10 protein-coding genes are annotated in these 8830 nt (G+C 66.6%); 3 read left to right on the top strand and 7 right to left on the bottom strand.

Annotated features, from left to right (window positions below; translation table 11 throughout):
- Positions 1–37: 37 nt before the first annotated feature.
- From urtC to ureE, 6 genes are all read right to left on the bottom strand, one after another.
- Positions 38–1165: an urea ABC transporter permease subunit UrtC gene (urtC, locus tag ACLNEE_RS16350; RefSeq protein ID WP_411423020.1), complete on the bottom strand. Its 1128-nt coding sequence runs from the start codon at positions 1163–1165 to the stop codon at positions 38–40.
- Between the two features lie 3 nt (positions 1166–1168).
- On the bottom strand, positions 1169–2326 hold the full coding sequence (gene urtB, locus ACLNEE_RS16345; RefSeq protein WP_411423019.1) for an urea ABC transporter permease subunit UrtB: 1158 nt from the start codon (positions 2324–2326) through the stop codon (positions 1169–1171).
- A gap of 134 nt (positions 2327–2460) precedes the next feature.
- Complete coding sequence (gene urtA / locus ACLNEE_RS16340; RefSeq protein ID WP_412007392.1) at positions 2461–3741, bottom strand: urea ABC transporter substrate-binding protein; 1281 nt, start codon at positions 3739–3741, stop codon at positions 2461–2463.
- A 129-nt stretch (positions 3742–3870) separates the two neighbouring features.
- Positions 3871–4488, bottom strand: coding sequence for an urease accessory protein UreG (gene ureG / locus ACLNEE_RS16335; protein ID WP_411423017.1), 618 nt, complete (start codon positions 4486–4488; stop codon positions 3871–3873).
- Between the two features lie 8 nt (positions 4489–4496).
- On the bottom strand, positions 4497–5138 hold the full coding sequence (locus tag ACLNEE_RS16330; RefSeq protein ID WP_412007391.1) for an urease accessory protein UreF: 642 nt from the start codon (positions 5136–5138) through the stop codon (positions 4497–4499).
- Positions 5128–5622 (bottom strand): urease accessory protein UreE, encoded by a 495-nt coding sequence (gene ureE, locus ACLNEE_RS16325; protein ID WP_411423015.1) that lies wholly within the window; start codon positions 5620–5622, stop codon positions 5128–5130. The genes ACLNEE_RS16330 and ureE overlap by 11 nt, the downstream gene beginning before the upstream one ends.
- Before the next feature lie 17 nt (positions 5623–5639).
- Here ureE and ACLNEE_RS16320 point away from each other — a divergent pair, with 17 nt between their 5' ends.
- A complete protein-coding gene (locus tag ACLNEE_RS16320) occupies positions 5640–6554 on the top strand; it encodes an urease accessory protein UreD (RefSeq protein WP_411423014.1) in 915 nt (304 codons plus the stop codon).
- A 51-nt stretch (positions 6555–6605) separates the two neighbouring features.
- On the opposite strand, the gene ACLNEE_RS16315 is transcribed toward ACLNEE_RS16320, so the two are convergent.
- A complete protein-coding gene (locus ACLNEE_RS16315; protein ID WP_411423013.1) occupies positions 6606–7862 on the bottom strand; it encodes a cation:proton antiporter in 1257 nt (418 codons plus the stop codon).
- 219 nt (positions 7863–8081) lie between these two features.
- Here ACLNEE_RS16315 and ACLNEE_RS16310 point away from each other — a divergent pair, with 219 nt between their 5' ends.
- Together ACLNEE_RS16310 and ACLNEE_RS16305 are read left to right on the top strand one after the other, a co-directional pair.
- Positions 8082–8384 carry an urease subunit gamma gene (locus ACLNEE_RS16310; protein WP_411423046.1) on the top strand — a complete coding sequence of 101 codons (303 nt, stop codon included), beginning with the start codon at positions 8082–8084 and terminating at the stop codon, positions 8382–8384.
- A gap of 34 nt (positions 8385–8418) precedes the next feature.
- Positions 8419–8736 carry an urease subunit beta gene (locus ACLNEE_RS16305; protein WP_411423012.1) on the top strand — a complete coding sequence of 106 codons (318 nt, stop codon included), beginning with the start codon at positions 8419–8421 and terminating at the stop codon, positions 8734–8736.
- The last annotated feature ends 94 nt before the right edge of the window (positions 8737–8830 follow it).

The following is an 8830-nucleotide window of genomic DNA, read 5'->3' as shown; positions in this document are numbered from 1 at the left end:
ACGCTCACACCGCGCAGCTCGAGCAGTGGCGTGGATGTCATCGGGAACCTCCCTGGAGGTCCTGCTTCTCGGCCTGGACGGCAGGATCGAGATCCAGACTCGGGTAGGTGGGCGCCAGGGGAGGCCAGCCGAGCATGGCCTGGATGTGGCGAGGACCTCCCTGGCGCCACCAGCCGACCAGCCCATCGGGCAGCGCGGTGACGACGAGAAGGAAGAGGCCCCCCTGGATGAACAGCCAGGTTTCCGGCAGCTGCTCGGAGACCAGGCTCTTGGCGTAGTTGATCAGCACGGCACCGATCACGGCGCCGACCAGGGTGCCGCGGCCACCCACCGCCACCCAGATGACCATCTCGATGGAGAACGGAACGGCCATGAACTGGGGGGAAATGATGCCCGACTGCACGGTGTAGAGGGCACCGCTGACCCCGGCCATGGCACCGGCGATGGCGAAGACCACGGTCTTGTAGGCGGTGGGGTTGTAGCCCGTGAAGCGCAGCCGGGGCTCGTCATCCCGGATGGCGATCAGGGCATCGCCGAAGCGACCGCGGGTGAGCCAGCGGCAGAGCAGCCAGGCAGCGACCACCAGCACGACCGTGAGCCAGAACAGGTTGCGCTGCATGGCATCGCTGCCGACGAGTTCGCCGAGGATCCGGGCCGTGTCGGTCTTGAGACCGTTGGTGCCGTTGATCAGCTTCTGCTGGCCGTTGAAGAAGTTGAAGAAGACCAGCAGCGCGGCCTGGGTCAGGATCGAGAAGTAGACCCCTTTGATGCGGTTGCGGAACACCAGATAGCCCAGCACCCCGGCCACCAGGGCCGGCAGCACCCAGATGCAGAAGAAGGTGAAGGTCGGGGACTGGAAGGGTTGCCAGAACGCCGGGAGCTCCTGCACCCCATAAAGACCGAAGAATTCCGGCAACTGTCCTGGCTGAAGGGAAGTGAGCTGGAGGTGCATCCCCAGGGCATAGCCCCCGAGGGCAAAGAAAATGCCCTGGCCCAGGCTGAGCATCCCGGTGAAACCCCAGATCAGATCAATGCCGAGGGCCACGATGCCCAGGGAGAGAAAACGGCCCAGCAGGTTGAGCCGGAATGGAGGCAGTACGGCCGGAAGGAGAAGGGCGGCCGCCACGACCAGGAGCCAGGGAAGCCATCGACGCAGGGGGTGCATCGGTCAGGCCTCCACCAGGCGGCCCTTCTGCGGGAACAGACCCGCCGGCCGGAACTGCAGAAAGACCACGATCACGGCGAACACGAGAACCTTGGCCATGGAGGTGGTGGCAAAGAAGCTCACCGTCTCGCTGATCCCGGCCGGCATGGCCGGCCAGACCAGCAGCAGGGAACCGGAGCCGACCACGTAACTCAACACGCCGATGCCCAGTGCGGCCACCACGGTGCCGAGCAGCTTGCCGACACCGCCGAGCACCACCACCATGAAGCAATCGACGATGTAGTTGCCCCCGAGGTTCGGGCCCACGGAACCCAGCAGGGTGACCGCCACACCGGCAACACCGGCAAGGCCCGAGCCGACCAGGAAGGTGAGGGCATCCACCTTTTCGGTGGGGATCCCGAGGCAATCACTCATCGGGCGGTTCTGGGTGACCGCCCGGATCCGAATGCCCCAGACGCTCTTCTGCAGGAACCAGGTGACGGCAACCAGGGCCACCACGGTCAGGGCAATGATGAACAGACGGGCCGTGGGCATGGTCAGAGCACCGAGCTCGATCGACCCGCGCAGCCACTGGGGCGCCGTGACGTCGATGTTGCGGGCGCTGAACCAGGGCTGATCGAGGGCACGCACCCCCCCCAGCAGCGCGGCCAGCACGATGCCCACCAGGGCAGCCGCGACCCAGCTGCCGACGCCGAGCAGGGGGGTCCAGCGGCGTTGCCACCATCCCGGCGGGGTCAGCCGGGGGAAGACGATGCCGAGCAGCACGGCCGCCACCAGGCCGATGGCAAAGGCGCTGCTCACGGAGCGGACGAACTGCTGAAGGATCAGGCTGACGCCCCAGGTGGCCAGGAGCGTCTCGAGCGGACGCCCATAGAGGCGCCGGATCACGGTCTTCTCGAGCAGCAGCCCCGCCAGACCGCTGACCAGGAAAGCGGCGGGAATCGCCAGAAGGATGTAGGCCGGAAAGAGGGCTTCGAGGGGCCCGTTCTTGAACAGGTTCTGCACCACGAACGTGGTGTAGGCCCCGAGCATCATCAACTCACCGTGGGCCATGTTGATGACCCCCATCAGGCCGAACACGACGGCCAGTCCGAGGGCGGCAAGGACAAGCACAGCGCCGATGGCCAGTCCGTTGAACAGGGTTTCGTAAAGAAGATCCATGGGCCCCTCACAAGGGCGTCGAGTGGATGGCTGATCAGAAAAAAGGGGGGGAGAGCCCCCCCCCGATGCCTCCCACCGGGGCCGGATGGCCGGGGAGTGTGGCTGGACGGCTGACGCCGTGACTCACATGTGGCTCACATCTTGAACTTGCCCGGATCGGGCACGTCGGTGCGGGTCCAGTCGCAGGTGTAGCCCTTGGTCTCGGGCACGAACTGGTTCCAGGCCACGGGCTTCACGAAGCCCTTGTCCTCGAGGATCTTGAACATGCCGTCCTTCTGCACCTCGCCGATCAGCACGCGCTTCTCGACGTGGTGGTTGGGCTGAACGGTCACCTTGCCTTCAGGGGCGTCGAAGCTGACGCCGATCAGGGCCTCCCGCACCTTGTTGTCATCGACGCTGTTGGCCTTCTCGGCAGCCTTGGCCCAGAGGTAGACCATCATGTAGGCGGCTTCCGCAGGGTCATTGGTGACGCGGTTGTCGCCGTACTTGGCCTTGAAGGCCTCGGTGAACTTCTTGGACTCGGGGGTGTCCAGCGACTGGAAGAAGTTCCAGGCCGCATAGGTGCCCTCCAGGTACTCGGGTCCGATCGCCGCGACTTCCTCCTCGGCGATCGAGAAGCTCATGATCGAGTAGCCGTTGGCCGGGGTGATGCCGGCGGCCTTCATCTGCTTGAAGAAGGCCACGTTGCTGTCGCCGTTCAGCGTGTTGACGATCACGCCACCGTTGGGCAGCGCCTGCTTGATCTTGGCGATGATCGGAGCGACTTCGGTGTTCCCCAGGGGCAGGTAGTCCTCACCCACCACCTTGCCGCCCTGGGCCTTGAGCTGCTCCTTCATGATGGTGTTGGCCGTACGTGGGTACACGTAGTCGGAGCCCACCAGGAAGAAGTCCTTGCCCTTGTTGTTGAGCAGCCACTCCACAGCAGGCTCGGCCTGCTGGTTCGGGGCAGCACCGCTGTAGAAGATGTTCTTGGAGCACTCCTGACCCTCGTACTGGATCGGGTAGAAGAGGAAGTGATCCTTGGCCTCGAACACCGGCAGCATGGCCTTGCGGCTGGCCGAGGTCCAGCCGCCGAACACCACGGCCACCTGATCCTGATCGATCAGCTTCTTCGACTTCTCGGCGAAGGTAGGCCAGTCGGAGGCGCCATCTTCTTCGACCGGAACGATCTTGAGCTTCTTGCCGTCGATGGTGATGCCACCCTTGGCATTGATCTCATCGATGGCCATCAACTCGGCTTCGGCCACCGTGTTTTCGGAGATGGCCATGGTGCCGGAGCGGGAATGGAGGATCCCGACCTTCACCTCACCGTCAAAATCTCCGGAAGCCTGTTCTCCACCCCCGCAGGCCACGAGGGAGAAGGAAGTGGCCAGGGCCGTGGCACCGCCAATCAGGCGCAAGGAGGGCTTGCGCATGAAGGAAGGGTTCATAGAAATCTCTGCGGGAAAAGCGCTTGATTGGACCGCCGCGGTCCTATGGCATCGCTGACCGTATCGGGCGGGAATACCTCGACCTGTAGCCATCGCGACCGTTCAGCCCAACGGTCAGGGGTGGCCCACAGGCGAAGGGGGCAACTGCTTGAGCAGGAAATCCTCCACGGCATCGAGGCCAGCGCCACTGCGGATGTTCGTGAAGCACCAAGGCCTGCCTCCGCGCATCCGTTCGGTGTCGGCCTCCATCACCCCCAGGCTGGCACCCACCAGCGGCGCCAGGTCGACCTTGTTGATCACCAGAAGGTCGGAGCGGGTGATGCCCGGCCCCCCCTTGCGGGGGATCTTGTCGCCGGCCGCCACATCGATCACGTAGATGCAGAGGTCGACGAGTTCCGGGCTGAAGCTCGCCGCCAGGTTGTCGCCGCCGCTCTCCACCAGCACCAGATCGAGGTCCGGGAAGGCCTGCTCCAGCTCCTGCACCGCCGCCCGGTTGATCGAACAGTCCTCGCGGATGGCGGTGTGGGGGCAACCGCCCGTCTCCACCCCGCGGATGCGCTCGGGCTCCAGGACCCCCGCGCGGGTGAGGAACTGGGCGTCTTCCTGGGTGTAGATGTCGTTGGTGACCACGGCGAGCTGGAGGCGATGGCGCAGCCGGCGGCAGAGGGCCTCCACCAGGGCCGTCTTGCCGGAGCCCACCGGGCCCGCGACTCCCACGCGCAGCTTGCTCATCGCCCCGCTCAGCTCCTGAACAACCGTGAGTAGAGCTCAGCATGGCGCAGCTGGGCGATCCCGGCCCCCACGCCCCCGTTCCAGAGATCGCGCGGATCCGCCGCCGCCAGCTCCACGGCCCGTTCGGCGATCAGGGGCGCGAGGGACAGCTGCAGGCGCTGGGCCTCGGTGGACCCCAGGGGCACCAGGCGCACCGCCGCACTGAGCTGGTTGGCGGTCCAGCCGAACAGATAGGCCTCCACCAGCTCGAGCGCGGGCAGCTGCAGGGCTCGGCCGGCCAGGGCGAAGGCGACGGGCCAGGCCAGGTCGAGCCGCGGCGGCTCGAAGCCGAGATCCGCCAGCAGCCGCAGCAGCGAGGCGCCCATCTGCCGCTGCTGGGCACGGACCTCTGGAGCCTCCCGCATCGCCAGCAACCAGCGGTCGCGCTCGCACAGCTCCGCCACTGAGGCAACCATCAGCTGCGGTAACCAGGCCGCCTCGACGGCCAGCATGCCCCGGCGAAGCTCGGCTTCGATCCAGCTCGCCACAGCGCTCGCATCCTGAAGGCGACCGGCCTGAACTAGCGCCTCCAGGCCCTCCGCATAACTGAAGGCACCAACCGGGAGCGCAGGGCTGACCAGTTGGAAAAGGCGAAGCCGACTAGTGGTCATGGGGATGACGATCTCCGGTGGCATAGGCCCCGAATTCCGGCAGGAAAGGCGCCACAATCGGGGTCAGCGTGAGACCCCGGTGCTCGAGCAGATGGGCGAGAACTGGATCCTCCAGCAACCTGAGTTCCCCTGCCTGGATCTCGATCGCCACATGCCGGTTGCCCAGGTGGTAGCAGGCCTGCAGCAGGGCTAGACCCGAAGGAGCCTCAACTCGCAGCAAAGGCTCCGGTGCCGCTTCTACCCGTACCACTTGCTCCAGCCCACCATCCGCCAGCAATTCACCGGGCTGGAGTGCCTCGCCGCGGGGGAGCTGCAACAGCAAGGGACGTCCGCAGACGCTGCGGCGTAGACCTCGTAGCCGCCTGCGCTCATCGGCACTGAGAGCCAACCTCAGGGAAGGCTTCCGTCCGTCCCCGTCCCCCAGCCTCTGGTTGAGAAGCAGAGGGGCCGGGGCTGGCGCGCCTGACGAGGCTGCGGGGATCATGGCCAGAACGCGCTGAGGTGGGTATCTCCAGCATCACAGGGAATCGTCCATGGCACGGCCAGGTGCGGCTGAACTTCCGTGGAGTGGATGACGGGGGACAGGCCAGGACCGTGCACCAGGGGGCCGCCAGCGCTCCGCTGAAGCTGCAGCGGGCCTTTCCACAAGCCGATGGGCGCTGCGAATTGCCGCTGTTGCACACCGCCGGAGGCCTGGTGGGTGGCGACCAGCTGAGCATCACGACCACCCTCGCTCCTGGCAGCCGAGCACTGCTCACCAGCGTGGCAGCCCAGAAGATCTACGGCTCCATCGGGAGGTTCAGGCAGGCGCCAGAAGGCCTCTGGGCCCGCCAGAACCTGCATTTCACCCTCGAGGAGGGGGCCGACCTGGAGTGGCTGCCCCAGGAGGTCGTCGTCTACGCCAATGGGCTGTTCGAGCAACACTGTCGGGTGGAGCTCGCGCCGGAAGCTTCCTTCCTGGGGGGCGAGGTGGTACGCCTGGGGCGCACTGCCGCCGGGGAGGGTCTGGGTTCGGGCCGGTGGCGCTCGGCTCTCGAAATCCGGCGCCACCGGGCGGAGGGGAGCGACTGGGTTCTGGTGGACCGGATCGAACTGGGGGGGCGCGCGCTCGAGGGGGAGCACGGCCTGGCAGGGTCGCCCGTCCATGGCTCCCTGGTCTGGGCGGCACCAGACTCCCTAACACCCACCGCACTGGCGACCCTGGTGGAGAGCTGCCGCGCGGACCGGAACGGCCTCGACGGGGAGATGGCTTGCGGCACCCTCTCGCAGGGCCTGGTGGCCCGCTACCGGGGCCCCTCCAGCCAGGCGGCGCGCTACTGGTTCAGCCGGATCTGGGCCCGGATCCGGGCGGTGCGGGGCCTGCCGCCGCCCCAGCTGCCGCGGGTGTGGCCCTTCCAGGAGCAACCGCTGCTGTGAGGCAGGTTGGGCGGGCCTGCGACCGCGGGCCTCAGCGGGCCCCAGCGGGCCTCACCCGAGGGTGTGCTGGGGTGGGCCGGCCTCCAGCAGCCGAAGCCGGCCGGCCAGCCAGCGGGTGGTGGTGGCCTGGGCCAGGATCGTGACCAGAATCGCCAGAAAGGTCACCGAGGAGATCAGCTTGGCCTCAGGGGCGCCGACGCCGAGCAGCAGGCCCGCCAGGGCCCCCGGAATCACCCCGGTCTCCCGCGTCCAGCAGATGAACAGGAGCTCCTCGATCGACCACCGGGCGCGGCGATCCGGCAGGGCACACAGGAAGACCGTGACGGGCCGGGCCACCAGCATCAACACCGCCACCACGCCGATCCCGCCGATCAGGTGCTGGTTGATCAGGGCAAAGTCCACCTGGCTGCCCAGCAGGAAAAAGATGAACATCCGCATGATCAACGAGGTCGTTTCCACGAAGTCGTCCATCCGTTCCTGCTCGCCCTCCTTCATTTCGAAGCCGAACAACTCCTTGTTCCCCACCATGAAGCCGAACACGAAAACCGCCATGAAGCCGCTGGCGTGCAGACCGCTGGCACCGAGGTAGGCCGCGATGACGGCCATCAGCGACACCAGCGGTGCGTATTCCTGCAGAAAGCCATAGCGCTCGTGGGCGATCAGCGTGCTTGCCAGGTAACCCAGCAGAGCTCCCGCCACCATCCCGAGCAGGGCCTGATGCCCCAGCTCCAGGGCTGCGGCCTGCAGCGAGAACTGGCCCGTGCCCATGGCGACGCCAAGCACCGAGAAGGTGAGGATGGCTCCGGTGGCGTCGTTGAAGGCCGACTCGGACATCACGGTCTGGGAGACCCTGTCCTTCACCCTGACCTGGCGGAAGACGGGGATCAGGGTGGCCGGATCCGTGGAGGCGATCACCGAGGCCAGCAGCAGAGCCACAAGGAAGGGAAGGCCCAGGAAGTAATGCGCGGCCAGACCGGTGATCACGGCCGTGATCAGCACCCCGGCGGTGGCCAGGGAGACGATCGTGACCCACACCTCCTGGATCACCCGGAATCGCAGCGAGACGCCGCCGTCAAACAGGAGATAGCAGGATCCAAAGATCAACAGCAATTGATTGAGTGCGGAATCGGCCTTGATGTCGATCCAGCCGAGGCCACCGGGCCCCAGCAGCGTTCCCACAACCAGGAATGTGACGACATCGGGAATCTTCAGCTTCTTGGAAAGAACGGCGCAACTGGATCCCACGGCCAGGATCACACCAAACTGGAGCAGGATGTGCTTGGCGAATTCAATGGAGTAGGTCGTCATCAGAAGCGATCACGGTGAGAGCGGCTGCCGGGAAGCGTGAGGCGCTCGGAACCCTGAGCAGGAAGCCTTGGTGCACATTGACACCCGGCGATGGGCTGGATCCTGCAACCCTGAGCCCCGCTCCCATCGGCGGGAACGTCCAGGCCGAACCTGGTCGCCACGCCGATGACTGCCAGAGTGGAGAGGCGATGGCCCCTGCAGCCTCCCCATCCCAGAGCCATGCACCTCACTCCCCAGGAGAAGGACAAGCTCCTGATCGTGACCGCCGCCCTGCTGGCCGAACGGCGGCTGCAGCGCGGTCTGAAGCTGAACCATCCCGAAGCGGTGGCCTGGCTCAGCTTTCTGGTGCTCGAGGGCGCCCGGGACGGCAAGACGGTCGCCGACCTGATGGGCGAGGGCACCACCTGGCTGAGCCGTGACCAGGTGATGGAGGGGGTGCCGGAACTGGTGCCGGAGGTGCAGATCGAGGCGGTCTTCCCCGATGGCACCAAGCTCGTCACCCTGCACGACCCGATCCGCTGACCTCCGCTTCCTGTCCCCGCGACCGCTGCCGCCCATGGCCCCGCTCATCCCAGGCGAACTGATTCCCGAACCGGGCGAGCTGGAGCTGAACGCCGGCCGACCGGTCACCACGGTGCTGGTGGCGAACACCGGCGACCGGCCGGTGCAGGTGGGCTCCCACTACCACTTTCAGGAAGCGAACAGCGCCCTGGCGTTCGACCGGGAAGCCGCCCGCGGGCTGCGGCTCGACATCCCCGCCGGCACGGCCATCCGCTTCGAACCCGGTGACCGCCGTGAGGTGCGGCTGGTGCCCTTCGCCGGAACGCGCACCATCGTCGGATTCAACGGGCTGGTCAACGGTCCGCTCGACTGACCCGCCCCTCGACTGACCGGTCCTCCCTAGCCGCCACCCCCTCGCCAGTCCCGAAGCCGCGATGCCCTACCGGATCTCCCGCCGCGCCTACGCC

It is taken from the genome of Aphanothece stagnina RSMan2012 (assembly GCF_046764815.1).
Taxonomy (GTDB): domain Bacteria; phylum Cyanobacteriota; class Cyanobacteriia; order PCC-6307; family Cyanobiaceae; genus NIES-981.
This window is presented reverse-complemented; position numbering and strand designations above follow the sequence as displayed.

Coding starts and splice junctions, on each gene's coding strand:
- urtC (WP_411423020.1), bottom strand. CDS start 1,165: ATGCACCCCCTGCGTCGATGGCTTCCCTGGCTCCTGGTCGTGGCGGCC.
- urtB (WP_411423019.1), bottom strand. CDS start 2,326: ATGGATCTTCTTTACGAAACCCTGTTCAACGGACTGGCCATCGGCGCT.
- urtA (WP_412007392.1), bottom strand. CDS start 3,741: ATGCGCAAGCCCTCCTTGCGCCTGATTGGCGGTGCCACGGCCCTGGCC.
- ureG (WP_411423017.1), bottom strand. CDS start 4,488: ATGAGCAAGCTGCGCGTGGGAGTCGCGGGCCCGGTGGGCTCCGGCAAG.
- ACLNEE_RS16330 (WP_412007391.1), bottom strand. CDS start 5,138: ATGACCACTAGTCGGCTTCGCCTTTTCCAACTGGTCAGCCCTGCGCTC.
- ureE (WP_411423015.1), bottom strand. CDS start 5,622: ATGATCCCCGCAGCCTCGTCAGGCGCGCCAGCCCCGGCCCCTCTGCTT.
- ACLNEE_RS16315 (WP_411423013.1), bottom strand. CDS start 7,862: ATGACGACCTACTCCATTGAATTCGCCAAGCACATCCTGCTCCAGTTT.
- ACLNEE_RS16310 (WP_411423046.1), top strand. CDS start 8,082: ATGCACCTCACTCCCCAGGAGAAGGACAAGCTCCTGATCGTGACCGCC.
- ACLNEE_RS16305 (WP_411423012.1), top strand. CDS start 8,419: ATGGCCCCGCTCATCCCAGGCGAACTGATTCCCGAACCGGGCGAGCTG.